Source organism: Croceicoccus estronivorus (assembly GCF_001625325.1).
Classification (GTDB): domain Bacteria; phylum Pseudomonadota; class Alphaproteobacteria; order Sphingomonadales; family Sphingomonadaceae; genus Caenibius; species Caenibius estronivorus.
In genome coordinates this window covers 421,407-446,018 of sequence record NZ_JRQQ01000002.1, presented here as the reverse complement: position 1 = coordinate 446,018, position 24,612 = coordinate 421,407, and the positions used below count along the sequence as shown (strand labels likewise).

The following is a 24,612-nucleotide window of genomic DNA, read 5'->3' as shown; positions in this document are numbered from 1 at the left end:
GGTTTTGCCGGGGCGACGGTATTTTGTCCCGGCAATGGTTGTCTTGATTTGGTTTGTCTTATTGACTCAAGTCGCGCTGCATTCCGCGTCCAGAAGGTATGCCACGGTGTTCGACGCACCGCTGGAAAGCGGGCAAATGGTTGTCGCGCGATGCAGATTGCAGGCGTGTGAGCGTTGCTCGGACCCCGTTATCGACGATCTTCGGCAGAAGCCGGTCATATAGCGCGATGTTTTCGAGCTCCGCCGCAACGCCGTTCTGGTAAGCGGCCGGTAAACTGTCAGCCGGTACGATAGCGCCGAGATACGGGTTGCTTGGCGTATCCATCCCGAAACGCGCATATTGGAACTTCACCATGGCAATGTGGCGGCGTTCTGCCTCCACGATGTTTATGAAGGGGCGAACTGCACCGTATCTGTCTAGGATCGATTGATAGGTCGCTTCAGCCTTGTACTCGTCATCCAATGCAGCTTCGAGAGCCTGTCGGTCGATAGGGTGAACGGCAGCGTGTGCGGAATTTCCGCCGGCGGTGAGGCTCAATGCGAGAGCAGGGCCCAGCACTCGGTAACCGCGTCGGCGAAACCTGCGATGTCGTTGGAAAGTCATGGCGCTGATATGGTATTGGCACAGGACAATTGCATTGAGAGGGATCAAATGCCGTGGATGTCGCGATGGGTTTATGGTTGAGGAATCCCCCATTCCACTTGCCAGCACGCGCGGCACTCATTAGGGCGATTGCCAATTTCGTAGCTCCCATAGTGAGAGGGAAAACATGAGCGATACCGCTGACCGCGTTAAGAAGATTGTCGTCGAACATCTGGGTGTAGAAGCCGACAAGGTGGCCCCGGATGCCAGCTTCATCGACGATCTGGGCGCCGACAGCCTCGACATTGTCGAGCTGGTGATGGCCTTTGAAGAAGAATTTGGCGTCGAAATTCCTGACGATGCGGCGGAAAAGATCGCCACTGTCGGCGACGCGATCAAGTATATCGACGACAACAAGGGCTGATAGCCCGTATCCCGCCGCACTCGCCTGACGGCCAAAGATCTTTGGGTGGTCGGCGGGATCACGACAGGCTCGACCCTGAACGGGTTGGGCCTGTTGGTTTTTACGGAGAGAGTATATGCGCCGTGTGGTCGTAACTGGTCTTGGCCTCGTCACCCCGCTGGGTAGCGATGTCGAAACTACCTGGGCGAACATCCTTGCCGGCATGAGCGGGGCGGGGCCGATTACCCGCTTTGATGCTTCTGACCAGAAATGCCGGATCGCCTGTGAAGTGAAACCGGCCGACCATCCCTATGGCTTCGATGCAAGCAAGCGGGTCGATACGAAGATTCAGCGTCAGGTGGATCCGTTCATCGTTTATGGCATCGACGCAGCCGGACAGGCGATTGAGGATGCCGGACTGCTCGAAATGGATGAAGCAACCCGCCTGCGTGCCGGATGCTCAATTGGTTCGGGCATTGGTGGTTTGCCGGGGATCGAGAAAGAATCGCTGGTCCTTCATGAAAAAGGGCCGGGACGAGTGTCTCCACACTTTGTCCATGGCCGTCTCATTAACCTGATTTCAGGGCAGGTATCCATCAAATATGGCCTGATGGGACCGAATCACGCGGTTGTGACAGCCTGTTCGACCGGCGCACACTCGATCGGTGATGCGGCGCGGATGATCAGGGACGACGATGCCGATATCATGCTGGCTGGTGGTGCGGAGGCGACCATCTGTCCGATTGGCATCGCCGGTTTCGCGCAAGCTCGCGCCTTGTCGACAGCTTTCAATGATGAACCTGAAAAAGCGAGTCGCCCTTACGACGAAGCCCGTGACGGTTTCGTTATGGGTGAAGGTGCCGGCGTGGTCGTGTTGGAAGAATATGAACATGCCAAGGCGCGGGGCGCGAAGATTTATGCCGAAGTGGTGGGTTATGGCCTTTCCGGTGATGCATATCACGTGACTGCTCCGCATCCGGAAGGATCGGGGGCTTTCCGGTCGATGGAGATGGCGTTGAGGAAGGCTGGAATGAGCCCGGCCGATATCGACTACATCAACGCGCACGGGACTTCGACGCCGTTGGGCGATGAACTTGAACTTGGCGCGGTCCGTCGCCTGTTCGGTGATGCCATGAGCGGGGTTTCAATGAGCTCGACTAAGTCGGCCATTGGCCATCTGCTTGGTGGTGCCGGTGCGGTGGAATCGATTTTCTGCATTCTCGCATTGCGTGATCAGATCGTGCCGCCAACGCTCAATCTCGATAATCCCAGCGAAAGCTGTGTCGGGGTGGATCTCGTCCCGCACAAGGCGAAGAAGCGGCCGGTTCGCGCTGTGCTGAACAACAGTTTCGGCTTTGGCGGTACCAATGCCAGCCTGGTGTTGAAGCTGGTCGACTGACATGTTCCGGCGCGGCAGGCAGGTCCTGCTGGCGATTGCGCTGGTGCTGTTCGCTGCCGCAGCCGTCTTTACCTATGGTTGGTATGGCCCCGGGCCATTGCAGAAGGAGCATTCCTTCCTGGTGCCGTCCGGGTCGTCGCTGCGTAGCGTTGCTCATGATCTCGAACGAGAAAAGACGATAGGGTCTGCTGAAGGCTTTCTGTTGCGAGCGCGAATATTCGGCGGCAACGATCCTATAAAGGCGGGCGAATTCATGTTGCCGGCAGCTGCCAGCTCCTCGCAAATCCTCGCGATTCTGCAGGGCGGGGACGTTATTCGCCGGTTTGTTACGATCCCGGAAGGGATGCCATCGGTCATGGTGCAGGAAAGACTGATGGCCGAGCCGCTCCTGACGGGAGATGTACCGGTGCCCGAGGAGGGATCTCTCCTGCCGGAGAGCTATGCGTTCGAACGTGGTGAGGCCCGTGCGGCGGTGCTGAAACGAATGCAAGTGGCGATGGATCGGACCTTGGCGGAACTGTGGGCCAAGCGAGGGCCCGATCTTGCAGTGAAAACGCCGCAGGAGGCAATTATTCTCGCCTCTATTGTGGAAAAGGAAACCGGCAAACCTTCGGAACGGAGAATGGTCGCGGGCCTTTATTCCAATCGCGTCAAGCAGGGCATGCTGCTTCAGGCCGATCCGACGATCATCTATCCGATCACCAAAGGCAAACCCTTGGGACGCCGGATTCGCCAGTCCGAAATCCAGGCAGTAAACGGCTACAACACGTATACGATGACTGGTTTGCCCAAAGGGCCGATTACCAATCCGGGACGCCAGTCGATTGCTGCCGTACTCAATCCGGCGAAGACTTCGGTGCTTTACATGGTTGCGGACGGCACCGGGGGACATGTATTTTCCGACACGCTTGAACAACATAATGCCAATGTCGAAAAGTGGTTCGCCCTGCGCCGTGCGCGGGGGGAAATGTAGGCATGGGTGAGGGCGGGGCTTCCCGGCGTGGAGCCCCTTTGCTTGTCACGGCGGAATTGCCGCCCGATGTTTTTGCCTGGGCTGAAAGTCTGAGGCGTATGTATTATCCCCCAGAGCGAAACAAGATTTCGGCTCACGTAACACTTTTCCACGGCTTGCCGCCATCTGCCGAACGGGAAATCCGCGCTACGTTGGCCAGTGCCGCCGCGCATAACCTGCCGCCGAAAGCTGCTATCGATGGGATCATGCCATTGGGTCACGGTACAGCCCTGAAGATCTCAAGCCCGGCGTTGATCGCGATTCATGAACAACTGGCTGAAAGTTTTCATGGATTGCTGACGCAGCAGGATTCGCATCCCTTGATGCCGCACATCACGGTGCAAAATAAAGTGACGCGCGGTGAAGCCAAGGCTTTGCAGAACAGACTGAGAAACACCCTGGAACCGCGGAATTTCGTCTTTTATGGGCTTGCCTTGCATATTTATCGAGAGGGCTGGTGGGACTTTGTGCAGCGATGGGCCTTCAGAGGTGCAAAGGGTAGTTGACCAGCGACGGGGACCGTCTTAAGAGCGCCGCCTGCCGGGCAGTTCGGTATGCCCGATGCCTCGTTTGGGGCGGAGTAGCTCAGCCGGTTAGAGCAGCGGAATCATAATCCGCGTGTCGGGGGTTCGAGTCCCTCCTCCGCTACCATTTCGCGAATCATCTCAGACCTCGCAAAATGGCGGTTTTCCGCCGCATTGAGGTGTTGGAGATGATCGCAATCATCCTCATGCATGCGTCCTTGAGTTGGACAGACCTAGTCAGCATTCGACCGGTTTGGACGCCTGTTGTGTTATGATTTGTGCTATTGTTTTCTCGCCTCGTGTTGATCGAGGTAGCCATGGGAAAAGCCCAGAATTTCAATCCTTCGAGCCTTGATATGCTCCGTTCGGGCAGGCGTTCTGATCGGTTGGTGGCCGGGCTTTGTGTGATTGTCAGCGCCACTGGTAAGAAGACCTGGACGTATCGGAGGCGCATCGCGAAGTCGGGGGTGATCGTGCAGCTCACGCTTGGCACCTATCCAGCTCACACTATTCCGGACGCGCGCGAGTGGGCCAGCGGGTTGAATGCTGCTGTAGAGCGAGGGGAAGATCCCCGAGTTGCCATGCGAATCGAGGAGACAAGGAAGACCCTGACGGTCGCGAAAGCTCATGCGATCTATATGGAAGCGATGAGGCGTGGTGACCGAAAGGTGCTCAAACCCCGCACGCTCTACGACAAGGAAGTAATCTTCACGAGGGACATCGATCCACGTCTGGGGACGAGGTCGCTCATAGAGCTCACCGAGAACGAGTGCTGGGATGCCATTTACGACAAGGCAAAGGCGTCGAAGGTTCGCGCAAACAAAATGGCCGGAGAATTGAGCTGTTTCCTGCGTTGGTGTTCGGGGCGAGAGGGCCGGATGGCGGGAATCGAGTTGACGGCTCATCCCGCACCGACGTTGAACTCGAATTGGTTTTGCACGGGGCCGAAGGCGAACAAACGCTTTTTGAATGAGGTGAACTGGGTTGGCTGTTCCAGGCGCTCGTCGATGAAGAGCTCAGCTATCGCCGAGGCTTCATTTTGCTCTTGCTGACTGCCGCAAGGCGCAACGAATTGTTCGGAGCCCGTTCGAGTGAAATGGCAGATGGTGTTTGGACATTGCCGCCCGAGCGATCGAAGAATGGTGAAGCGAACTATGTGACATTAGGGCCATGGGGACGCAATTTGGCGCAGACCAACCAGGAATGGCTTTTCGCATCTCCTCGCATAGACGGTCCGCACCTGTTCGGGTGGTTCAAGGCCCGGGACAGGGTTCACAGCCGGATGGAGCGGTTTGCCGGGATGGAAGTGGCCCGGTGGCATTTCCATGACCTGCGTCGCACGTTTCGATCACATGCCCGACGAATTGGTATCGATCGGGATATCGCAGAATTGATGCTCAACCATAAACGCAAAGGTCTCGAGGGCATCTACGACAGGAACATGGAGTTCGGACTGAGAGCGAAAGGGTTTGCCGCCTGGGAGGAATTTTTGGTTGCCATCGCACTTAAGGCAGGGGTTGCGTCTGAACTGGATGCACCTCTTTGAGGAAGCTGCCACCTCGCCACACAAATTGGGAGGTGGCCGTCCGTTCTTTCCTGTCGGGCGCGCATTTTCAACAGCGACCCGCTGATTAAGAGTTCGACAGGCCAAAACCGGCCTGACCTCGCCTCGCCACGAAAACGATTGTCTTCCAAGTATCTAGCGGGAATGACGTGGCTAGGCCGTGGTTGGAAAGTCTAACCCCGGTCCCGTTTTAACCGTCTTAGGAGCCGTCTTACAATGGCTGAGCTTACCGACAAGGCAGTGGAGAAGCTGCCGCTCGCGACCGGCGGGCAATACGTTGTGCGTGACGATTTGCCCGGCTTCTATGTCGTGGTGGGCAAGCGGTCCAAGACCTTCACCGTGCAGTGCGACGTGAAGGACGACCTGGGCAAGCGCCGCACCAAGAAGAAGAGCATTGGCAGCTTCCCCGACCTCACCGTGCGGCAGGCCCGCGCCAAGGCGAAGGCCGAGCTCGGCGCGATGCAGGTGGCGGGTAAGTTCGAGGAACGCCGCAAGGAGTGGACCCTAGGCGAAGCATGAGCGCACATGAAGGAGTACGAGCTTCCCCGGAAGGGCTCCCGGCCGCGCACGGTTGACGGCTACGACAAGACCATCAACCGGCTGATGAAGGCATGGCTCAAGGTGCCGCTCCGCAAGTTTGCCGATCATCCCCGGCTGGTGGAAGAACGCCACCACGAGATTACCCGCGAGAACGGCCCCTATGCCGCCAACCATTTCGGCCGGGCGTTCCGCCGCCTGTATCGCTACGCCCAGGCCAAGCTCGATCGGACGTTGCCCGTTGTGCAGTGGAGCCAGGTCATCACCTGGAATGCCGAAGCTCGCGATAGCAGCGGCATGGACGAAACCGAGCTAGGCACATGGTTTGCCGAGCTCGACAACGTGAAGAACGAGGTGCGGCGCGAGTTTCACCTGTTCACTCTCTTGTCGGGCTCCCGGCCCGATGCGCTGAGCAAGGCCAAGTGGGCCGACCTCGACTTGCGCCGCCGGGCGCTCCGTATCCCTGAGCCCAAGGGAGGGCCCGACCGGGCGTTCGCTATTCCGCTCTCCCGGCCGATGCTTGCCTGCCTCATCCGCGCCCGGAAGGCGGGTCGGAAGCTCGCGCCCAGGCAGGCGGACACTTGGGTGTTCCCCTCTGCCGAAAGCGCGAGCGGGCACATTGCCGAGTGGAAGGAAGACCGGTCCGAATTGTCCAAGTGGGGTAAGCAGCTTCGCCAGTCCTACGTGATCGCGGCCGAGACGCTGGACGTTTCGGAGCGCACCTTGAAGCGGCTGCTGAACCACAAGACGCAGGACGTGACGATGGGGTACGGCGACCGTGACCGCATGTGGCCCCGGCTGCTGGATGAACAGGCGCGCATGTCCGCCTACTTCATGGGCCATGTACCCGCGAAGAAGGCCGATGAGGCGGCGCAAGTAGAGGAGCGCGCCGCCGCCTAAGTGCCATAGGTCGCTAATACAGTTTATCAGTTTAAACGTCTGCAACGGTATGCGGCGTTGCGCGGCGAAACGCGGCGATCTATATCTCGCTTGTTGCTGGCGCATTCGCCGCCGCAAACGGCCTTTCGGATAGAGTTACCTGCGGGGGCTCGTTTCGACGCCGACAGAAAAGGAGAACCGGTAGAGCTCCGCTCCCGGCTGGCCGACCCGAAAGAAAGGGTCATTTCTGTCGAAGGGCTTAGGCCGTGTCGTTTGTAGATGATTCGTGGGAGAAGATCGCTGGCCTTGTGGCCGAGGTCGTCACCCAGCACCTCCGTACCAATCCACCCGTACCCACCCCCTGGCTCGCGCCTGAGGATGCGGCGGCATATTTGCGGCTCACCGTGCGCGGGCTGGAGGATATGCGCGCCAAGGGCACGGGCCCCAAGTATCACAAGGTCAATGCCCGCGTCGTTCGCTACAATGTGAACGACCTGGACGGCTGGCTTCTCTCGGATGGAGGGGAGCATGGCTAACAAGAAAAGACCCGCCCCGGTGGGGACCGGAGCGGGCCTGACCGAAGCCAACCAGCAGTCGGCAACATCGGAAACGGGGTGCATCTTCGCAATCAGCGAATTGCCTTTCGCTCTCCGTTATGCCGCCGAGCGCGCGGCCGAGTTTGCCGAAACGGTGTTCGAAATGGAGCGCGAGGCCGAAGGGCTGGACTGGGCGAGCCGGGTGCAGGCCCGTTGCGATGCTTCCAGCGACCGCCTCTTGGGCTGTCTCCCGCCGGGCATCGCGGAAGCGACCCGCGCCGAAGCCGCGCGGATGCTCTGCTATGCATGAGGTCGCACCGGACACCCCCGCCGCCATCGACTTCCTGACCCGCTTCGAGCCAGAAGGCCCCTGGGTGTTGACGGCCATCCAGCCCGACCGGAAACGCATCGAAACCCGCACTTTCCGGCCGGGCATGGAAGATGGGCTGGCCACCTGGCTGGGCAAATACAACGGCCGCCGCAATATCTATTTCAGCGTGAACCGGCCGCTGCGCGACCTGACCAAGAAGGCCGAGCGCGAAGACATTGCCGAAATGCGCTGGCTCCATGTCGATATCGACCCCCGCGTGGGGGAAGACCTAGAAGCCGAACGCGCCCGCGCCTTGGGCTTGCTCACCGCCAACCTTCCGGCCGGGGTGCCCGCGCCGACCGTCATCGTGTTCTCTGGCGGCGGCTATCAAGGCTTCTGGCGGTTGAAAGAGCCGATCCCGATCAATGGCGACCTTGCCCAGGCGGAAGACGCGAAGCGCTACAACCAGCGCCTTGAGACGCTGTTCGGCGCTGACCAGTGCCACAACATCGACCGGATTATGCGCCTTCCGGGTACGGTCAACGTGCCGGACGAACGCAAGGCGAAGAAGGGCCGGGTGCCGATGCTGGCGCATGTGGTGCCAATAGGCGACTGGCCTTCTTATCCGCTCTCGCGCTTCGAGCCCGCTCCCGCTGTGCAGGCCGCTTCGCCAGGGGGCGCTGAGGGCACTCTGCCGCCGCCATCTGTAGGCGCGCGGCTGGGTTCGCTGGACGAGCTCGACCAGTGGTGGGTGCCTGACCGGGTGAAGGTCATCATCAACCACGGCCGCCACCCTGACGAAAAGAAGGAGGGCGACGATAGCCGCTCTGCCTGGTTGTTTGATGTGCTCTGCCACCTGGCGCGGTGCGACGTGCCGGATGAAGTGGCTATGGCCATCGTTACCGACCCCGCGTTCGGCATCTCGGAAAGCGTGTTGGACAAGGGACGGAAGGCCGAAGCCTATGCCGTGCGTCAGATTGCGCGGGCGCGCATCTTTGCGGACGATCCGATCCTGCTTGAGATGAACGACCGCCATTTCGTGATTGAGAATGACGGCGGCAAATGCCGGGTGGCGGCATGGGTGCCGGCAAATGGCGACGGCCGCGAACATCTGTCTTTCCAGTCGTTCGAAGACTTCCGCAACCGCTACATGCACAAGCTCGTGCAGGCCGGGACCGATGCGAAGGGCCAGCCAACCTACAAGCCGCAGGGCAAGTGGTGGCTGGACAACCCGAAGCGTCGCCAGGTGCGCGGGCTCATCTTCCGGCCGGGTGGTGCCGAGACGGTCAACGGCTACCTCAATCTCTGGCGCGGCTTCGGGCTCGACCCCGTGCCGGGTGACTGGTCGCTCATGCGCGCCCACATCCGCGACATTCTCGCGGGCGGTGATGAGACGAGCGCAGACTACATCATCCGCTGGGCCGCCTGGGCAGTGCAGCATCCTGAGTTTCCGGCCGAGGTGGCACTTGTGTTCAAGGGCGGCATGGGCACGGGGAAGGGCACGTTCGGCCGGGCCATGCGCAAGCTGTTTGGGCAGCACGGCCTACACCTGACCTCTCCCGCCCAGGTGGCCGGGCGCTTCAACTCCCACTTGCGCGATGTGTGCCTGTTGTTTGCGGATGAGGCGATACGGCCCGACGACCGCGCTGCGCGCGGGGTGCTCAAGGCGCTGCTCACCGAACCGACGCTGCCAATCGAGGGCAAGGGCCGGGATATCGTGGAAGCCCCCAACTACGCCAAGGTGGTGATGGCCTCGAACGATGATTGGGTGGTGCCCGTCGATATCGACGACCGCCGCTTTGCAGTGTTCGGGGTGTCGAACGACCGGGGGCAGGATGAAGCCTATTTCCGCGCTCTGAATGCCGAGCTCGACAATGGTGGGCTTGAAGCCATGCTGCACGACCTGTTGGCGATGGAGCTCGGCACCTGGCACCCCCGGCAAGCGATCCCCGACACCAGCGCGCGGCGCGAGCAACAGGCGGCCACGCTCGACGGCTTCGACGCCGTGTTCCTCGACTTGCTACGCGAGGGCGTAATCCCCTCCGACCGCTGGCCAGGCGTCGATCAACCCTTTGTCGCCACAACGGCGCTCCGGGCACTCGCCGCTGAGCGCAACCGGCGCAGTGACGTTTCGCTCAACCAGGTGTCGGACCTGTTGAAGCGGCTGGGCTTCGAGAAGGTGCGTCGGTCGCGGCCGAGCGGCTTTGTGCTGCCGACGCTGCCGGAAGCGCGAGCGGCATGGGACCGCGTGTGTACGCCAGTGGCGTGGGACGACACCGATTGCTGGGTTGCAATGCAGGACGGTGGCGATCCGGCGCGGGGGACGTTCTGATGGCTACCGACTACCGACCTATTACCGACCTGCAACCGACCTTGGGCCAAGTCGGTAACGCCCAAGCGCCTGTAATCGTGAGGGATTGCCGACCTTACCGACTTAACCGGCCCAAATGTGTTCGCAAGGCAGAGGGCCCAGGGGAGGGCGGTGTATACCGTTACCTACTGACCTCTTCTAAGTCGGTAAGGTCGGTAAAGTCGGTAGAGTGGTGGAATTACAAGGGGTTGGCGATTACCGACCTGTTACCGACCCTACCGACCTTTGCCCGCTCGCTTCTTGGGCATGGGGAGGCCGAGCGCCCGCCGACCACGCCTTCCTGCCCCCGGCCTTGGACATTGTCCGCAACATGGCACGGCTGGGCCATCCGGTGCCGAGCATCGCTGCCGCCCTGGGCGTGAGCCGGGAGACATTCAACCAGTGCCGGAAGCGCCAGTCTGAGGTGGACGAGGCCTTTGCTGAGGGGCGCGCTGGCCTGGAATTCGAGCTCGCCAGCAGCCTCGTGGAGGCGGCCCGCAAGGACAACATCGTGGCGGCCATGTTCGCCCTGAAGTCCATGTTTGGCTACCGCGACAACGGCCAGACCGACACTGTCCCCAAGGTCGCTGTGCAGATCAATCTTCCGGCCGCGATGGAGGCCAAGGCCTACTCGGCAATGATCGAGGCCGAGCGCCAGCAAGGGAGCTCGGCCGATGAGTAAGCTCACCACGCCGACGCCCTGGCAGGAGCGGGTGCTGGCCATCCCCGAAGACCTCAACATCGCCATGCTCGGCGGCCGTGGCTCCGGCAAGACGACCGCCCTGGCGCTGCTGGCCCTGCGGCACTGTGTCCAGTACGAGGATAAGGCCCGCGTCCTGATCCTGCGCGCCACCTACAAGTCGCTGGCGAACCTCTGGGACGAACTCGAAGCCCTGTTCCGCGATGCGTTCCCCGGCGGCATCAGCAGCAACCGCGCCGACTTCATCATTCGCTGCCCGAACGGGGCCATCGTCACCCTGGGCAATCTGGGCCACAAGAAGGACGTGGCCAAGTGGCAGGGGCAGGAGGCAAACCTGCTGGCGGTCGATGAGATCACCAACTTCACCACTCTGCGCCACATCAACATGCTCCGCGCCAACCTGCGCGGCCCGGCTGGCATTCCGACCCGCATGATCGTACTCGGCAACCCCGGCGGCCCGCTCCATGCCACCATCGCGCGCCTGCACGTCACCGGCCGCATTCCGTGGCGGCCCTACGAGCTCGATGACGGCTCCCGTTGGGTGTTCGCGCCCTCGACCTATCTGGACAATTCGACCATCGACACCGAGCGCTATGCCCGGTCGATCATCGCATCATCCGGCGGCGACCGTGCGCTGGCGGAAGCCTGGCTGAACAACAACTGGGCCGACCTTGCAGGCGCGTTCTTCGCGGACGTGTTTGGCGAGCACTGCATCATCCCCGACAGCACCTTCCGCGTCCCGCGAGGCCCGGTTTCGGAGCACGGCTGGTATAGCTGCGTCGCGCTGGACTGGGGTTGGTCGGCACCGACCGCCGCCATGCTCGCTATCCAGCCGCGCATCCCCGGCCTGATTGGGCCCGGTGGCCAGGTGTTCCCCAAGCATTCGTGGATCATCGTGGATGAGGTTCATAGCGCTCGCGCCGACGACCCGAACGCGGGCAAGGGCTGGCCGCCCCAGATGGTGGCAGAGGAAGTGCTGGCGGCCTGCGAGCGCTGGAACGTGCGCCGCTATGGCGTAGGCGACGACGCGCGCGGCCTGCAGAACGACACGCTGCTGGAACAGCTTAGCAAGTACGGGCTGCAACTGACCAAGCCGCGCAAGGACCGCATTTCCGGCTGGGTGAAGGTGAAGGCCATGATGGCCGCCGCACGCGATGGCGACCCCGACACGCCCGGCCTCTGGATTTCCGAGCGCTGCCGATACGCGCTCGAAACCCTCCCGCTGCTCCCGCGCGATGACGTGCGGATGGAGGACGTGGACACGACCGCCGCTGACCATGCGGCGGACGCCATTCGCTACCTCGTAAATTCCCCCGTGATGCTGGCCAGTCACGGACGGATCGTTGCTGGCCACTACTGAGAAGGAAACCGACCATGCCCCGCATTCTCGACGAAAGTACCCCCGTCCGCGCCGATGTGCCGATCAGCCTCCACCCCGACAGCCTCTTGGGCATCGGTGAACCGCTCGCCACCGAAGGCACCCTGGGCACCAATGTGCTGGCCGCCGCGCGCGAAGCGTTGCGGAGCGGATACGACCTGTTCGGCCGGATGAACGACGCGGAACGCGACTTGCAGGCCATTGCCGATCCCGCGCGCCGTCGCCAGCATCCCGCCGAACGTGGCGGCCGTTCTGAGCTCTCTGGCGATATCCGCATGGTCAAGGGCAAGCCGACCCGCGTGGTGGACGCGGAAGAGTTTATCACCTCCGCTGAAAAGGCCTTCGACAGGGTCGCCCCGACCATCGACCGGCGGGTGACGGAGTTGAACGGCTACCGCGATACGCTCGCCACCCGCGTTGCAACAGCGCTGGACCATCCGACGCGCAAGACGCCCGAAGGGCTCGCCCTGGCTGCGGAGGTCCGCGCCCATATCAAGGCGGTGAAGAAGCCCGACGAGCGGACCAGCTTCGTGGCGCAGGCTATCGACCAGGGCGACTTGCCCACCGTCGCGGCCGTCATCCATGCTCAGCCGTTCCTCTCTGGGCTCGAACCGGCAACGCACGAAATGCTCCGGGCCCGTGCCGCTGCCAAGTTCGCCCCGGTGGACAGCGCACAGCTTGCCGCGACCGAGGCGGCAATCGACCATGTCTGCACCTCCACCAGCGCCCTGGTGAAGCGGATGGGCGACATTTCCGCGCTGCGGAACGTCCCGGCGGCGAAGGCGGCCAAGAGCCTGCGGGTGCTCGGAGAGGTAGGCCGGTGAGCGATCCCATTTCGCGACTGCTGGCCGATGCCTGGGTGGGAAAGCATAGTACCGGGGCAAAGGAGGAAACGGCCGACGAGCTCGGTATGCGGTTGGTCAAGGAGGCCCGCACCAAGGCGCTGGACCGCGCCTTGGGCGACCTCTCTCGCGGGCATGAACCCCGGCAATCGGACCTCGACGTGTTCAACGGCGATCCGCGCATGAACCTGCAATACCTCGACGCGCGCGACGAAGCGGTGGCGCGGTACGGCGGCGATCTAGTCTGGCAGCCCGACGCGCCCGATCTTGACGACGAGGGAGAGAAGGAATGAGGCCGCATGGCATTGTCGCGGCGGATGAAGCCGGTTCCGGGGTCAGGTATGTCAAACCGGCCGAGCAAGAGCGCCCGTGTCTACGCTGCCGCAAGCCCTTCATGAGCCACGGCCCCGGCAACCGCTTGTGCGGCGACTGCCGGACCCGCGACGTCAGCCCGTTTGAGCCGAGCTAGTCGCAGGCCGCGCGTACTTCCATCGTCACGTCTTCGACGTCCGGCCAATCCCAGACCGAGTCGCGAAGGTAGAATTTCCAGCTATTGGTCCGTTCGACATACGATGCGTTCGCCAGCACCAAGTCGTAAGGAATGATTGCAGCCCGCTCGACTGAGTAATCTTCTGAGAATATGACACCAGCAAGATAATCGAATCCGCCCTTGTCCAAGTCTCGAATGGCGCTCAATTGCCGCGAAGAATTGTGGCGCGTCGGTCTTCTCGATTTCACCTGATACAGCTTTCCTGCAGAGCAAAGCGCATCAGCGCTCTTCGCGGAATTTCCCGCTTGGGTCCAACCAAAGGCCTTGCAAAACAGGTATTCCGCGAAGTCGCCCACAGGGTTGTTAGAGCTACGGACAATGCCTCGTTCTCGAAGCTCCTCCCCAATGGCCGCGTGAAGGCCGAGCAACTCAGGAGGAGAAAACTGCTTCAAATCCATTGTCGCTCGACCTTTCCGTTTCACGTCAGCACCTAATTTGCCGCTGTATCTGGCCTCCACCATGGGAAAGCAGCCATGTGCCGACGGAGCAATTCCAAATCAACCTCTGGGAAATGCACCCCCTCGATTACCGCCGAGTAGTCGTCGGGGATGCCGAGAAGAAAGCCTGCCATGTTCCCATCGCAGTGCAGGTCGCAGGCCTTGATAATCCATACGACTGCGTCCGCGATGTCGCAGGTGTCCCACGGCTCTTCGGTGATATGATAGCGGAGCCCGTCGATTGCATCGCGGACACGCTGACGCTTCTCTTCAATATAAATGTCCATCTCGCACCGTCATCTGAGGGCGCTGATCAACCGGCACAGAAACGTACTCACCGACGAACAGCGCGTTGTTGCGGTTGGTTCGTCGGCTCGCGCGGTACACTGCACAGGGCTTCTATCCCCTGCCCCTCATCGCGAATTAAGGCGTTTAACGTGTTGCCCACCGGCCTAGGTCAGAGCGAACCGGAAAGGTGCGTACCGCCCCAAGCAAGGGGACGGTACGCACCTTTCGGCCTGCACGTCTACAGGTTTAAACGCGCCCTGGTTAATCCCAGTAGGTTGTTGCGGATTCGCCCGCTTCGATGGTTGCCTTTTGCGTCGTTCGACGCGACACATAGGAGCAAGCGATAACGCCCAGAGAGCTCGGTCGGGCTGAGATGGAAATACCTGAATAGATTATGCTTCAACAACGACAGAATCTTTTTAATACAAGCGGAAGCATCATTCGCGATGCGGACGATATTGGCGCAATTGATTGGAATAAGGCAAACATCATAATTAATGGCGATGCGCTTGCCGTACTCAAGGTCATGCCATGCGAGAGTGTCGATTGCATAGTGACGAGCCCACCCTACTTTGGGCAGCGCGACTATGGGCATGCGGGGCAGATCGGCGCGGAGGCCGAGTGCGCTGACTACATAGAGCACCTAGTTTCTATCTTTCGGGAGGCGCGACGAGCATTGAAGGCCAGTGGCAGCCTTTGGCTCAACCTTGGCGACAAATTTATTAAAGGCTCGCTTCAAGGCTTGCCCTGGCGCGTTGCATTGGCCTTGGTGGCGGACGGATGGAAGCTCCGTACAGATGTGATTTGGCACAAGCCAAATGCAATGCCGCATTCGGTGAAGACTAGGCCGACTGTAGATCACGAATATCTGTTTTTGCTGACTAAATCTGACTCATATTTCTACGACGCGGACGCCATTCGTGAGCCCCACGTTACGTTCAGTGAGAACAGCAAGATGAAGGGGGGCAGAAATCACCTCGGCAAACGAGGAGGTACGCCAGAGAAAGGCAAAAATATTGGTAATTCCAACCTCCATGATGGCAGGTGGGATCAAGCCTTTCATCCATTGGGGCGCAATCGACGCACTGTTTGGAGCGTTCCACTTGGCAAGTTTCGGGGAGCGCACTTCGCGGTGTTTCCTGAAAAGTTGATCGAACCGTGCATCAAGGCGAGCTGCCCAACCGGCGGCATTGTCCTCGATCCGTTTTTTGGTTCCGGAACGGCGGGGCTGGTTGCTCTCAACGAGGGGCGGCGCTTTGTAGGTATCGAATTAAATCGCGAATACTGTGAATTAGCCGAGAGCAGGCTACTGACATAGCGCAGCGAACGCTGGAACACGCTTCATTAATTCTGCTTCGAGGAGCGGTTCAACCTCTAGCACCTGATTCGGGTTCAGGTTGATGTAGATGTAATCTTCGCAGGCTAAGGTGGTTAGGTCACCCGCCCAACTCTCGGCAATAATCACCGGCAGGCAGTCGAAGCCAGCTTCGTGCGCGGCTGATATGGACTTGTGAATGTCTCGGGTGAAGAGAAGGGCATGCCCACCGCCCATCGTTTCACGTGTCTTGACTGGAATCAGGATTTGGCCGTGTGCGCCCACGACGCTTACGTCGTAGGTCTCGCCCTCTAGCCTAATTTCTACGTCACTTACCTTCACGTCGACGCCGTTGTCTTTGAAAAGCTGGGTCAGGAGCCGTCGGACGATTGCCTCGAACAGCGTCCCTTTGATTGCGCGCCGACTACCTTCAAGCCGGTCAGCTATCACCTCAGAGATTGCGATCCAGTTCCAGCGCTCGGGTTCCGGGTAGATTTCGCTGACATAGGCCCTGACCCGATTTAGCAAAGCAGCCTGCTTTGCTATGCCGTTTGTACGTTCCATCGAGGCAATCATGGGGCGAAGTCGTTGTTCCGGTGCGTCGCGCAGAATCCAACCGAGGAGCAACCACTTGCCTTTCGCCTCAGCATAAGGCCTGGCGATGCCGTCATATAGTTCGACACCGTTTGGCAGGGGGCGCTTCAAGTATTTTAGTATAGCGGCTTCTGCTCGCGCATCATCAGCATTGGTCACGAAATCGTGCAACGAGGCGTAGCCATATTCCTGCAAAAATTTGCAAAAATCGTCGTAGGCCCGCCGGTTCTGTTCTGCGATGATCGCCAGCTCTTTTAATCGAATATTCTCAACTGCGAACATCGTGTTCCCCTAGGATCGAGGGCGCACATTTGCAGCTTGGAAATCCGTTTGCAAGACGGTGACACTAAACCGTCTTAATTCCCGTCTTTCTAAGACGGTGCCCCTTGAGGGGTGGTGCCAAGTTATTGGAAAGTTTGGTGGACGCACTAGGGCTCGAACCTAGGACCCGCTGATTAAGAGTCCAAGGAAAATGTTATAAATCAGGTATTTGACTGCATTCATTCACATCGTCTCTTAATAAGAATTGCCAGCAAATCCTTTGTTTGCACAATGGGCCACAACACAAAAGTGGTCACATGTTTTTGACAATATTCGAAGGAGCGGGCCGCTGTTCAATGTCCGGGATTGCGGACACTCTGGGCAGGCCGCTTTCGGACGCGAAGTTACGAGAGCGGACACCGGCAAACGCCGCGTCACATGATCGCATTTCCTGAGGCCTGCCTCCCGGTTCGGTGAGTTTTCTTTTGGTCTGTCTCCAGCGCCGCTTGTCCGCTATAAGCTACCGATCGTCAGCCGACGATCTGATAATGTGCCGATGCGGCCCCCGACGGGATCGTTCGCCAGAGCGAGTGACTGGCATTGATGGAACGCGAACTGGAAGAAGGTCGCCTTCGCGCCATCAAAGGAAGTAAGTGACAAGGTCAATGACTGTCTCGTCAGCGCGACTTGTCGTTTTCGGTATCGTACTCTGTCACTCCTGCGGCGGATCGCGGCGTCGAAGTGCTGCGATCAATGCAGCCCCTGCCAACATGACTTGCGCTACGGCGTTCAAAAAAACCGGATTCATCAATTCCATTTCGCCCTCCCGTGTGAAGCGGTGAGAGCGTGAAAGCATGGATTTGATCACAGCGACCTTGGCGTTCGTGACACGAAAGCCAGGCTATTGTGACGTGTCGTCCGTATTGAAATCGGGCAGTTCGCGCTTCAACTGCGACACGAAATTACGGATTCGATCGACGCCAGGGGGCTGGAGATTGCGGCGGCGCGCTAGTTTGCGAGCGTAGCCCGCGATGTTCGGGCCTATTTCACCGGCTGCGAAATCGGCCCGAACGTGCGCCATCCAAGGTTTCTCCCGTTTCGACCGGGCCAAGCGGCTCTGTTCGGCGAAGCGGGCCCGGCCCATGACGAGGAATTCCTCGTTCTCCCGCCAGATCTCCCATTCCCGCGTGACGGCTCCGAGCTGCATCGCGAGCCGGAGCGCCGCATCCGGATTGGATCGAATTGCCTCACAGAGCCGCACCACGCGAAATGCATAGGCGGCGTCGGTCTCGGGACCGTCAAAATCGGCGACTTCCTCGGGCGTGTAATAGTCCCACTCGCCGACATCGAACGGCTGCGCGCCGGGAGCTGGTGGAGGCTCGGGCAGGAAATCGACAGTACCATCTTCGGCGACATCGAATGCCTCGCACGAAACGGCCTCATCGAAAAACTTCGCCGCCGCGTCGCCGCCTTCGATCAGCTCGGCAGGAGGACGCAATTGATCTGCGAAATGCTCGAGTTCCTCCGCATCGGAATCCGCTCCTAGCAGGTCGCGCGCAAGCGAAAGCGCCTCTTCGCGGTCATAAGACTTGGCATGGGCTATGAGATTGTCGATATTGGCTTGGTGCCATTCCGTCTCGCCCTGGGTCAGGAGTTCACGCGCGATCTCCTCGAGCATTTCAAGCGGCAACGCGCTGAAGCGGATCGGCAAGGGGCGTGTGATCGTCCAATGCTCTTTCTTCCGCTTTCCCTTGCGGCGGATCGTCAAGCTTCTCCGTTCGAATAGCCGCGGGCCGAGGGCACTCTGCTCATTGCCCAAGCTGATAAATTGAGGCTCCGAAACCTCGGCCTTTATGTCATTCTTCGCGATCGCCTCTTCGATCGACTGCCACCAGGAAATTTCGAACGCGAGAGCCGCAGCCTGCCCGCGCTCGAACGCATTTCCAGGTGGGGCCTCCCGTTTCGCCATTTCTTATGCCGCCTTTCCAATCTACCGGCCTGCTCTCGCACTTCGCTTCCGATGGCCCCGCGCGCGCGGGGCTACGATAGTCCTCCGCGCGAAATCACGATAGTCGAGTTGCTCATCTTGAACCATTTCGGCGAGGCTCGTCACATAGTGCGCCCATTCAGGGTCACGAAGCGGCGGATGTTCCTCTTCGATCCAGGGTCTGGGTTTGGGAAGTGTGGTTCGGACGAAAGGAAGGTCGAGGTCGACATTCGACGGCTGACGTCCGATGCCCAACCGGACACGCTTCTCCAAATGATCGTCGCGAACCACCGTATCGGTCAGCATAATTCGCCCCGCCTCGCGCTTCGATTTCCAGTGTCGGCATCTCTCATGGAGATCATCCACATCCGTCTCCGGCGAGACGTAGAGATTCTTGTCAGCGGCCTCCCATTGTAGGTCGTTGATCCGCATAGCGTCGGCAGGATTGACTAGACGGGCAACGTTGCTCGCCGGACTGCCGACGGAATAGGCAACATCGTCGTAGAAGAGGATCGCTCGCCACGGCCCGATCGGCACCAGAATCTGCAAGCCGACATTGGCATAGCCCTCGGCGGGCGCTCCCGTGCCGCCATAGAGATGATTATGAAAGATGACGGGCGCATCGGAGATGAAGAATGCCCGGCCGCTCACATTCTCGATCAGCTTATATTTGAGATCATAGAGGAGCGGCATGCCCAGATGGGCTGCCAGAAGCGAATCCGCGACGGCATCGCTTCTGGAAATCTTCACTAGATGGAGATTCTCGACCATTTCGTGGCCGGCATACTGGTGCTGCAGCATGGCTTTGACATATTTGTCCGTGCGTTCGTTCATTTCCGCGACGGCGGCCTGGGTCCGCTCATGCTGCAGCGAGACGAATGTCAAAAGACCATGATGCGCACCGCCAAATCGCGGCGGTAGCCGGTCATGCTGCAGAATTTGATCCAGAAGGCGTGCTGCCCGGCTTTCGATCGCGCCGAACGTGTGTTCCACTTGGCCGTCACGATCGTAGAACCATGCCTTGGAGGCCTGATCGCGGATACTTGCTGTCGGGATGAAGCGCTCGGCGGCGATATTGAAGACCCCGATCGATGCGCCGTCGCCGTTGCAGAACAGCTTCAAGTACATCTTTGGAACGAAGTGCTGATTCTTGTTCGCGGGCATGAACCAGATCTAGCGGCTGAGCCCGCCAGTGCGGTAGCCGTTCTATGGCGTCGGTGGCAGAAAGAGCTGATCGATTTCCCGCGCGCATGCTTCGAGCACATCCAGGGCCATACCGGGCGAATGGATTTCCGACGTCCCGTGCGCCAGGGCGTTGCGCATGTGAATGATCGCCTCGATCGGATCCATCCACGCACCGGACGCAGCGTCCGCCGGTGGCAGAATGCCCACCTTACGGGCGCGATCGACCAAATTGCGCAGCGTCTCCTTGCCTCTCAGGGGGGTGACGGCAAGGCGATGTTTCAACGCGAGTTCGAAGGCAGCGAACGCCTGCGCCTCCCCGACCACCAGCAGGTCATAGGCGAAATAGGCGTAGAGCAGGATGTTGCGGGCGCGATCGAACACGGCCCGGACATCCGGCGGGACCGCATTCAGCAGATCGACGGTCCCGATCGCTCGATGATGCTCGGCAAGGTCCACCGCGCGGACTCCGCGCTCGTCGCCGACGACAAGCGTGGCGAAGCGAGGATCCGCCGCAAGGAGCTGGTCTGGTTTCTTGAAGGTCATGAGGCTTGGCCATCATTGCTGGGGCGACCCGGCGTTGCGTCCAGGCCGCGCACCGCCACCGTTATTGGCCCCGTCGCATTGGACGTGATGGTCTCGGCCTGCCTTTGAAGGTCTGCGATCAAAGCCGAAAAAGACATCCGACGCCGTTTGGCCTTGTCCTTCCAAAAGCGGGTTTCGCGATGATGGCTGATCACCAGGATGCCATGGCGCCGGTTTGTGGGAAGAAGATATTGCTCGGCGAGTTGTACGGCGAGCGCCTCCCTGAGCGCGGCCAATGACCAGCCCATGTCGCCATGCTTGACCTCGATCGCGAGCTGGTCGGTCGAACTGGTCGACGACAAGATGATGTCAGGGCGGTCGTCGTGCACGACCTGCGCCTCGCGATGCGCATGAAATCGACCATCGCTGCGAAGGTTGAGCGCGTCGCCTAGCCATTCCTGCACCGCGGCTTCGTTTTCCGCCGTGCCGACCACCGCCCGAGAAGACATGTCGTTTTCACCGAAGCTCGCTTCGATCGCATCCAGAAGATCAAGTGCGACTCCCATCAGGTCGGCACCGTTGGCGATCGGCGCAAGCATCTTGTCCTCAAAGGCTTTCAATCTCGCGGCTGGCCATACTGGGCGTTCGCAGTTCCGCTCGGCCATCTCATAGGCGAGTTCACGCAGGCGATGCGCGCTTCGTCCAACCGCCGGCTGCTTCGACAACCACAGCATCTGCTGGTGTGCGTCGGCGCCTTGTATCGCGAGCAAGGCGCTAAGTGCCGACCCGCCCGCTTCGTCGAAGCGATCTCGAACCGGATCGTCCTCATTGCCTTGGGGAGCCGGTCCTCGATCCCGTTCCCTATAGGCCTCGAGAATGATCTGCGCGAGCGTGGCCGGAGCAAGTTCATTCAGCTTGCCCACGATTCCGCGATGCCGGCCGAACAGTCGGGCCAGGAGGCCATAGGCGCGCGATTTGTGCCGGCGCCGGCGTTCAGTCGCAAGGATGTCTAACAACCGTTCGGCCGCCAATGCTTGATCGAGCAAGAACAGGATCGCCAGGCAATTGACCAATGCTTCCCATTGATCCTGACCACGATATTCGGACAGGCGGCGATCGAACAGGCGGCTCAGCGACTGCTGCTCGGCGCTCGACAGATCGAGCCGGGCAAGAATTCTCCCGGCAATATCGATCATGGAAGGGGATCCGCCCTTACCGCCGCGGACCAACTTGAGCAGTGCGACGCGAAGCAAGGGCGGTATCGGCAATCCGTGGGCAGCCTGCTCCAACAGCGGCCGCCAATCGGTACCGCGATCCCACTCACGCTTCATCTGAGCGATGATCGGGGGTGCAGCGATCACGGGGTGATGTTCGAGCAAACCGCCGAGCCAAGGCTGGGTGCCCTGATCGTCAAGGCAGGCATGAAGCGCGGCGATTTCGGCATCGGCCGCGGACAGGTTCTTTGCCCAATCGGTATCTTCCGAAGCTTCGAGACGAAGCGCCGCTTCGCTGAGGATGATCGTGTATTTCACCGTGCGCGAGCCATCGGGCTTGGTCTTGGGTCGCTCGGGCTTCGTCACGCGCCACAGGATCTTCATACCATCGCGATAAGCTTGGGCAACCTCGTCCCCGAAGGCATCGGACAGACGTTGCCAGCTGCGCGCGCCTTCGCTTCTGCCGCTCTTGGCCCGTTTCGCGAGCCAATCGGTCAAGCGCAACAAGTCCAGCGGACCCGGCCAGCGCTTCAACTTCTCCGGATCGCGCAAGGGCTCGGGGTCGGCCATCAGGCGATCGCGCAAGTCGCGCCAGAATTGATCCTCTCGCGCCTTTCGCTCGCTGGCTTGCTGCGCATAGAAATCGTTCTTCTCGCGCATCCGCTTGATCTCGTCGCTCTCCACATAGGGCGCGCGCGCTTCGGCAAGCTGTTCGGTGAGGGCGGTGTCGGCCGAGACGAGCGTCGCGAGCCGATCAAGCGCCTCTTCCGGCGTGTCCGTGGCGCGTGCCAACTCGATCAACGCGCTCAGTGCGACATGGCGCTCGTCCGGGTGATTTCGATGCAGGCCATCCTCGAGCCACGGAATGTCCGTCATCATGAGTGACCAAAGATCGTGATTGCCGACCCACGCACGTCGCCAGGAGCGCAGGGGTTTGCCGTCCTTCGCTTCCTCGATGGCGGAGGCCACATCGGCCCAGAACAACGCCTGCCGCAACGGCGGTCTCGCGGTGATGAGATCCGACAACGCGGGATCGTCCTCGTCATCGGGCTCCCAGCCAGCCCTTTCGACCGCCATCAGCAGGCGGATGAGGGGTGGCCCATAGTCGTTCTGGTCGGAGTCGATGACAGCGCGCCGTGCGATGGGCGCGAGCCGCTCGGCAAGCCTTCGATAGCGGCGCGACAGTGCCGGCCAATCATCCAATGGCGGCTTGAAGGGAAGCTTGGCAAGCCCGGCGATCAGCGCTTCACGATCCGCGAAGCTCGCGCAGGCGTCGAACAACAGGATCAGTTCCTCTTTGAAGCCGTCGCTATGATATTCGCGGCCCGGCTTGCTTTTCGCTATGAGAGTGAGGAGGCCATCGACCGACAGGTGTTTGGGAAAGAGCTCGACGGCGAGCGACGGGGCAAGCTCCGGCCCCAACTGGTCCGCTTTGGCAATGACATCGGCAGCGACCGCCTCAAGACCCGTATCGTCGTTGAGGCGGCGCAACACGCGGGCCGCGACGATCCGGTGATATGGCCGTGTGACCGGCTCGAGAGCGGCCGCCCGCGCCACTTCCAGACACCCGCTGATTTCGCCCTCTTCGACAAGACGCAGCATCTCGAAGCGAAAATGCTCGCGGGGATTCGCAGCCACGGCCGCATTAATCGCCGGAGCAAGCGCCTGTTCTGCGAACATCCACAATGATTGATGATCGATGCGCGAATAGGCCAAGTCACCACGAGCGTCGCGTTCGGCGAAAGTGGCCAACAGGTGTTGCTTCTCCTCAAGGCTGAGCGCTCCCGGGTCGCCATGCTCCAGCAGGACCAACGGCTCGCGATGGAGAATATGTCGCCGCAGGGTGGGACGCCAAAGCGCCAACCAAGCGGCAGTCGCACGTAGCGATGGCGGAATCGTCTGGATGCCGAGTGCGTCGGCCAGAAAGATGCGGTGCAACTCGGGATCGGTCAGCCGATTGCCCATTCGCCGAAACCAGCATGCGGCTAGATACTCCTGGGCCGAGCGATGGTAGAAACGGACAAGTCCGAAGGTGGCGGGGACGAAAAGGCCGCGCTCGAGCAGTCGTTCGATCTCCGCAGCTGGCCAATCGCCTAGCACTTGCCGCGGATCGATCGCTTCTTGCTCGTCCGGCAGTTGTCCGGGCAGGCTGAGATTCATGGAGCGGCCAAGAACCAGCGCTGCCGCAAGCCGTTCCGCCCCAGCGCGAATCTGCTCGTCGGTCAGACTCGACAAGGTTCGACGCGCATCGCCGCGCTCGACTAGGCGCTCGGCGATACCGAGATCGAGCATGTCGGACAGGCTGCCGAACTTGCGATACTTCTGCCAATAGCTGGCTAAAATCTGAAGGTCGCCGGGTCGCTCGGCAAGCTGTTGCAAGCCCCGCGCATAGAGCTCCGTTTCGAAATTCTCGACATCGGTGACGCTTGCCGCGGTCAAGAACGCCTTACGCTGAACGTCCGATAACTTGGTGAGCGCTACAACCGTGATGTCTGGAATTTCGCGGACTTTTGGCGCCTGGAAAGTTGCGGTTTCAGGGATCCTGAGCAACGCGTCGTCCGGGTCCACCGCGTCGGCCTTGTCCGGGTTTGGCGGAGGCACCCGCAGGGTCCTTCGTACCAGATCCAGATCGGCCTTGCCTGTCCAGATGCTTCCCCGGCAGGACAGCAATATGCGAGCGCGATCATAGGATTGGCCGAGTTCTCGCGCAAAGCGATTGAGCGCTTGTTCGACACCCTTGTGATTCAGCCGCGCCTCATCAACGGAATCGAGGAAGAACCACGCCGGTGCGCTGCCTTGGTGCCAGCTCGCCAGTAGACCCGCGTCTTCGCGCCCGAGCGAGCCGTCCAAACCATAGCTTGCCAGTGATTCGACCGTTACATAGAATGCATCTCGTTTTTCCTGGCGCAGCACATCCGCCCGGGCGCGGAATTCGGCGCTCTTTCCGGCCGCCGCCTCGGCGAGGACCACGACCCTGGGGCGTTCGAGCAGCTCATCCCAGCCTAGCCCACCGACGTAGCCACGGCTCAATCCCTGCCACGCTTCGGCGGAGAAAGGCTGATCTGGTTCGATCGAGCTAAACCGGCGATGAAGGTCAACATAGGTCAAGTCGATATACCCCGATGCCCGAGCGGCAATCGGTCGACTATGCCGCGAAATGGATTTCTATCTCCGCCTTTGTATTAAGCTAGGCCCCAGCGTGTCGGATCGCGAATAGTCGTCACTGGAGCAGTCGCGCCGAC

Annotated in this window: 24 protein-coding genes and 1 tRNA gene; 17 read left to right on the top strand and 8 right to left on the bottom strand. The window is 60.5% G+C overall.

The window, feature by feature from the left end:
• Nucleotides 1-58: 58 nt before the first annotated feature.
• Nucleotides 59-559: a ferritin-like domain-containing protein gene (locus tag MB02_RS05350; RefSeq protein WP_235829430.1), complete on the bottom strand. Its 501-nt coding sequence runs from the start codon at nucleotides 557-559 to the stop codon at nucleotides 59-61.
• Nucleotides 560-770: 211 nt separating this feature from the next.
• Here MB02_RS05350 and MB02_RS05345 point away from each other — a divergent pair, with 211 nt between their 5' ends.
• The 16 genes from MB02_RS05345 (at nucleotide 771) to MB02_RS05270 (ending at nucleotide 13,310) form a co-directional block, all read left to right on the top strand.
• Nucleotides 771-1,007 carry an acyl carrier protein gene (locus tag MB02_RS05345; RefSeq protein ID WP_067533569.1) on the top strand — a complete coding sequence of 79 codons (237 nt, stop codon included), beginning with the start codon at nucleotides 771-773 and terminating at the stop codon, nucleotides 1,005-1,007.
• Nucleotides 1,008-1,122: 115 nt separating this feature from the next.
• Nucleotides 1,123-2,385: a beta-ketoacyl-ACP synthase II gene (fabF, locus tag MB02_RS05340; protein ID WP_067533566.1), complete on the top strand. Its 1,263-nt coding sequence runs from the start codon at nucleotides 1,123-1,125 to the stop codon at nucleotides 2,383-2,385.
• A 1-nt stretch (nucleotide 2,386) separates the two neighbouring features.
• The gene (mltG, locus tag MB02_RS05335; RefSeq protein WP_067533563.1) at nucleotides 2,387-3,358 is read left to right on the top strand and encodes an endolytic transglycosylase MltG; all 972 of its coding nucleotides are present in this window, start codon (nucleotides 2,387-2,389) and stop codon (nucleotides 3,356-3,358) included.
• A 2-nt stretch (nucleotides 3,359-3,360) separates the two neighbouring features.
• A complete protein-coding gene (locus MB02_RS05330) occupies nucleotides 3,361-3,903 on the top strand; it encodes a 2'-5' RNA ligase family protein (protein WP_067533560.1) in 543 nt (180 codons plus the stop codon).
• A gap of 68 nt (nucleotides 3,904-3,971) precedes the next feature.
• A tRNA-Met gene (locus MB02_RS05325) sits at nucleotides 3,972-4,048 on the top strand.
• A gap of 190 nt (nucleotides 4,049-4,238) precedes the next feature.
• Entirely contained in the window at nucleotides 4,239-4,973 is a 735-nt protein-coding gene (locus MB02_RS05320; protein ID WP_170304633.1) for an integrase arm-type DNA-binding domain-containing protein, read from the top strand.
• Nucleotides 4,961-5,467, top strand: coding sequence for a tyrosine-type recombinase/integrase (locus tag MB02_RS05315; RefSeq protein WP_170304632.1), 507 nt, complete (start codon nucleotides 4,961-4,963; stop codon nucleotides 5,465-5,467). Before MB02_RS05320 ends, MB02_RS05315 begins: the two co-directional genes overlap by 13 nt.
• A 234-nt stretch (nucleotides 5,468-5,701) precedes the next feature.
• Nucleotides 5,702-6,004 carry an Arm DNA-binding domain-containing protein gene (locus MB02_RS05310; protein ID WP_067533551.1) on the top strand — a complete coding sequence of 101 codons (303 nt, stop codon included), beginning with the start codon at nucleotides 5,702-5,704 and terminating at the stop codon, nucleotides 6,002-6,004.
• 6 nt (nucleotides 6,005-6,010) lie between these two features.
• Complete coding sequence (locus MB02_RS05305) at nucleotides 6,011-6,922, top strand: site-specific integrase (RefSeq protein WP_067533548.1); 912 nt, start codon at nucleotides 6,011-6,013, stop codon at nucleotides 6,920-6,922.
• A 245-nt stretch (nucleotides 6,923-7,167) separates the two neighbouring features.
• Nucleotides 7,168-7,437 (top strand): helix-turn-helix transcriptional regulator, encoded by a 270-nt coding sequence (locus MB02_RS05300; protein ID WP_067533545.1) that lies wholly within the window; start codon nucleotides 7,168-7,170, stop codon nucleotides 7,435-7,437.
• Nucleotides 7,430-7,747, top strand: coding sequence for a hypothetical protein (locus MB02_RS05295; protein ID WP_156495421.1), 318 nt, complete (start codon nucleotides 7,430-7,432; stop codon nucleotides 7,745-7,747). Before MB02_RS05300 ends, MB02_RS05295 begins: the two co-directional genes overlap by 8 nt.
• On the top strand, nucleotides 7,740-10,079 hold the full coding sequence (locus MB02_RS05290) for a DUF5906 domain-containing protein (RefSeq protein WP_067533539.1): 2,340 nt from the start codon (nucleotides 7,740-7,742) through the stop codon (nucleotides 10,077-10,079). Before MB02_RS05295 ends, MB02_RS05290 begins: the two co-directional genes overlap by 8 nt.
• A gap of 349 nt (nucleotides 10,080-10,428) precedes the next feature.
• A complete protein-coding gene (locus MB02_RS05285) occupies nucleotides 10,429-10,779 on the top strand; it encodes a hypothetical protein (RefSeq protein ID WP_067533536.1) in 351 nt (116 codons plus the stop codon).
• Complete coding sequence (locus tag MB02_RS05280; RefSeq protein ID WP_067533533.1) at nucleotides 10,772-12,157, top strand: phage terminase large subunit; 1,386 nt, start codon at nucleotides 10,772-10,774, stop codon at nucleotides 12,155-12,157. The genes MB02_RS05285 and MB02_RS05280 overlap by 8 nt, the downstream gene beginning before the upstream one ends.
• 14 nt (nucleotides 12,158-12,171) lie before the next feature.
• Nucleotides 12,172-12,999 (top strand): hypothetical protein, encoded by an 828-nt coding sequence (locus MB02_RS05275; RefSeq protein WP_067533530.1) that lies wholly within the window; start codon nucleotides 12,172-12,174, stop codon nucleotides 12,997-12,999.
• Nucleotides 12,996-13,310, top strand: a complete 315-nt coding sequence (locus tag MB02_RS05270; RefSeq protein WP_067533528.1) for a hypothetical protein — start codon at nucleotides 12,996-12,998, stop codon at nucleotides 13,308-13,310. The genes MB02_RS05275 and MB02_RS05270 overlap by 4 nt, the downstream gene beginning before the upstream one ends.
• 172 nt (nucleotides 13,311-13,482) lie before the next feature.
• Here the strand turns inward: MB02_RS05270 and MB02_RS05265 are convergent, their stop codons facing one another.
• Nucleotides 13,483-13,965 (bottom strand): hypothetical protein, encoded by a 483-nt coding sequence (locus MB02_RS05265; protein ID WP_067533525.1) that lies wholly within the window; start codon nucleotides 13,963-13,965, stop codon nucleotides 13,483-13,485.
• 32 nt (nucleotides 13,966-13,997) lie between these two features.
• Nucleotides 13,998-14,291: a hypothetical protein gene (locus MB02_RS05260; RefSeq protein ID WP_067533522.1), complete on the bottom strand. Its 294-nt coding sequence runs from the start codon at nucleotides 14,289-14,291 to the stop codon at nucleotides 13,998-14,000.
• A gap of 395 nt (nucleotides 14,292-14,686) precedes the next feature.
• Here MB02_RS05260 and MB02_RS05255 point away from each other — a divergent pair, with 395 nt between their 5' ends.
• Entirely contained in the window at nucleotides 14,687-15,610 is a 924-nt protein-coding gene (locus tag MB02_RS05255; protein WP_082825973.1) for a DNA-methyltransferase, read from the top strand.
• Here MB02_RS05255 and MB02_RS05250 read toward each other — a convergent pair.
• The 5 genes from MB02_RS05250 to MB02_RS05230 all read right to left on the bottom strand — a co-directional run bounded on the left by MB02_RS05250 (nucleotide 15,599) and on the right by MB02_RS05230 (nucleotide 24,478).
• On the bottom strand, nucleotides 15,599-16,483 hold the full coding sequence (locus MB02_RS05250) for a hypothetical protein (RefSeq protein ID WP_067533519.1): 885 nt from the start codon (nucleotides 16,481-16,483) through the stop codon (nucleotides 15,599-15,601). The two genes, MB02_RS05255 and MB02_RS05250, sit on opposite strands and share 12 nt — an antisense overlap.
• Before the next feature lie 880 nt (nucleotides 16,484-17,363).
• A complete protein-coding gene (locus MB02_RS05245) occupies nucleotides 17,364-18,431 on the bottom strand; it encodes a hypothetical protein (protein WP_067533516.1) in 1,068 nt (355 codons plus the stop codon).
• Between the two features lie 21 nt (nucleotides 18,432-18,452).
• Nucleotides 18,453-19,613 carry a DUF4238 domain-containing protein gene (locus MB02_RS05240; RefSeq protein WP_082825972.1) on the bottom strand — a complete coding sequence of 387 codons (1,161 nt, stop codon included), beginning with the start codon at nucleotides 19,611-19,613 and terminating at the stop codon, nucleotides 18,453-18,455.
• A gap of 42 nt (nucleotides 19,614-19,655) precedes the next feature.
• Nucleotides 19,656-20,177 (bottom strand): hypothetical protein, encoded by a 522-nt coding sequence (locus tag MB02_RS05235; protein WP_067533512.1) that lies wholly within the window; start codon nucleotides 20,175-20,177, stop codon nucleotides 19,656-19,658.
• A complete protein-coding gene (locus MB02_RS05230; protein ID WP_067533510.1) occupies nucleotides 20,174-24,478 on the bottom strand; it encodes a hypothetical protein in 4,305 nt (1,434 codons plus the stop codon). The genes MB02_RS05235 and MB02_RS05230 overlap by 4 nt, the downstream gene beginning before the upstream one ends.
• Nucleotides 24,479-24,612: the final 134 nt, after the last annotated feature.

What these genes read in the sequence shown, in the direction of transcription:
- MB02_RS05345 (WP_067533569.1), top strand. Translation starts at nt 771, where the DNA reads ATGAGCGATACCGCTGACCGCGTTAAGAAGATTGTCGTCGAACATCTG.
- fabF (WP_067533566.1), top strand. Translation starts at nt 1,123, where the DNA reads ATGCGCCGTGTGGTCGTAACTGGTCTTGGCCTCGTCACCCCGCTGGGT.
- mltG (WP_067533563.1), top strand. Translation starts at nt 2,387, where the DNA reads ATGTTCCGGCGCGGCAGGCAGGTCCTGCTGGCGATTGCGCTGGTGCTG.
- MB02_RS05330 (WP_067533560.1), top strand. Translation starts at nt 3,361, where the DNA reads ATGGGTGAGGGCGGGGCTTCCCGGCGTGGAGCCCCTTTGCTTGTCACG.
- MB02_RS05320 (WP_170304633.1), top strand. Translation starts at nt 4,239, where the DNA reads ATGGGAAAAGCCCAGAATTTCAATCCTTCGAGCCTTGATATGCTCCGT.
- MB02_RS05310 (WP_067533551.1), top strand. Translation starts at nt 5,702, where the DNA reads ATGGCTGAGCTTACCGACAAGGCAGTGGAGAAGCTGCCGCTCGCGACC.
- MB02_RS05305 (WP_067533548.1), top strand. Translation starts at nt 6,011, where the DNA reads ATGAAGGAGTACGAGCTTCCCCGGAAGGGCTCCCGGCCGCGCACGGTT.
- MB02_RS05295 (WP_156495421.1), top strand. Translation starts at nt 7,430, where the DNA reads ATGGCTAACAAGAAAAGACCCGCCCCGGTGGGGACCGGAGCGGGCCTG.
- MB02_RS05290 (WP_067533539.1), top strand. Translation starts at nt 7,740, where the DNA reads ATGCATGAGGTCGCACCGGACACCCCCGCCGCCATCGACTTCCTGACC.
- MB02_RS05285 (WP_067533536.1), top strand. Translation starts at nt 10,429, where the DNA reads ATGGCACGGCTGGGCCATCCGGTGCCGAGCATCGCTGCCGCCCTGGGC.
- MB02_RS05280 (WP_067533533.1), top strand. Translation starts at nt 10,772, where the DNA reads ATGAGTAAGCTCACCACGCCGACGCCCTGGCAGGAGCGGGTGCTGGCC.
- MB02_RS05275 (WP_067533530.1), top strand. Translation starts at nt 12,172, where the DNA reads ATGCCCCGCATTCTCGACGAAAGTACCCCCGTCCGCGCCGATGTGCCG.
- MB02_RS05265 (WP_067533525.1), bottom strand. Translation starts at nt 13,965, where the DNA reads ATGGATTTGAAGCAGTTTTCTCCTCCTGAGTTGCTCGGCCTTCACGCG.
- MB02_RS05260 (WP_067533522.1), bottom strand. Translation starts at nt 14,291, where the DNA reads ATGGACATTTATATTGAAGAGAAGCGTCAGCGTGTCCGCGATGCAATC.
- MB02_RS05255 (WP_082825973.1), top strand. Translation starts at nt 14,687, where the DNA reads ATGCTTCAACAACGACAGAATCTTTTTAATACAAGCGGAAGCATCATT.
- MB02_RS05250 (WP_067533519.1), bottom strand. Translation starts at nt 16,483, where the DNA reads ATGTTCGCAGTTGAGAATATTCGATTAAAAGAGCTGGCGATCATCGCA.
- MB02_RS05245 (WP_067533516.1), bottom strand. Translation starts at nt 18,431, where the DNA reads ATGGCGAAACGGGAGGCCCCACCTGGAAATGCGTTCGAGCGCGGGCAG.
- MB02_RS05240 (WP_082825972.1), bottom strand. Translation starts at nt 19,613, where the DNA reads ATGCCCGCGAACAAGAATCAGCACTTCGTTCCAAAGATGTACTTGAAG.
- MB02_RS05235 (WP_067533512.1), bottom strand. Translation starts at nt 20,177, where the DNA reads ATGACCTTCAAGAAACCAGACCAGCTCCTTGCGGCGGATCCTCGCTTC.